Origin of the sequence: Pseudoalteromonas sp. S558, from assembly GCF_005886635.1 — a bacterium.
GTDB lineage: Bacteria > Pseudomonadota > Gammaproteobacteria > Enterobacterales > Alteromonadaceae > Pseudoalteromonas > Pseudoalteromonas aliena.
Map to the genome: position 1 here is coordinate 1 of NZ_PNDU01000398.1, position 789 is coordinate 789.

The following is a 789-nucleotide window of genomic DNA, read 5'->3' on the forward strand; positions in this document are numbered from 1 at the left end:
CGCGCGAAACGTGAAGCTTGCCCGCGCGAAATATTAAGCATAATATAAATTATAAAGCTGCGCTTTAACGCGCCAGCAAGCTTTGGCTACGGTGTTTAAACTCTTATCCCAACGACCGTAGATGCGGATATCACAAATATATACAATGCCAATATGGGTAGTCACCCACACGTTCAACCAACTTGGCTCTTAATGGATTTGCCACTATGTACCTTGCTTGATTTATTAAATCATCATCACTTTTTATACTATGATCATAAAAATTTGCCTGCCACATCGCACCATTACATTGATTTAATCGGTTGTATTTTAATGTTGTGATACTTTTAAACTGACCTACCACCGCTGACAATGGCTTTGAACCTGTAAGTTTAAAAATCCAATGTAAGTGATCAGGCATAACCACATAACATATTGTGGTGAGGTTTTGTGTAATTGAAAACTCATATAAAGTCTGCGCAATCAAATGCGAATTTTTAAAGTGAGTAAAAAGCGGCCTCCGCGATATGCAACATATTGTCACGGCATAATAGTGATTCTCAATTGAGCAACGTCCTTTACGCCTTTTATATGAATCAGCCATGATTATCCCTTTATATTTAATATAAAGAAACAATAGTGAATAATGCCCTTTTTGTAAAAGAACAAAAATAATCGCATGCCACAAATAAAAACGCCCCGTAGAAACGTGAGGCTTGCCCGCGCAATATCACATCGTAAAGCTGCGTTTTAACAAGCCTGTAAAGCTTTGCTTTAACACGCCAGCATGCTTATCTTCTGTCGCGCCAG

Annotated in this window: 1 protein-coding gene; it reads right to left on the reverse strand. The window is 38.5% G+C overall.

All coding sequences use genetic code 11. The features are described from left to right. Positions 1-130: 130 nt before the first annotated feature. Positions 131-583 carry an REP-associated tyrosine transposase gene (locus CWB66_RS19975; protein WP_138586738.1) on the reverse strand — a complete coding sequence of 151 codons (453 nt, stop codon included), beginning with the start codon at positions 581-583 and terminating at the stop codon, positions 131-133. Positions 584-789 lie beyond the last annotated feature (206 nt).

What these genes read in the sequence shown, in the direction of transcription:
- CWB66_RS19975 (WP_138586738.1), bottom strand. Translation starts at nt 583, where the DNA reads ATGGCTGATTCATATAAAAGGCGTAAAGGACGTTGCTCAATTGAGAAT.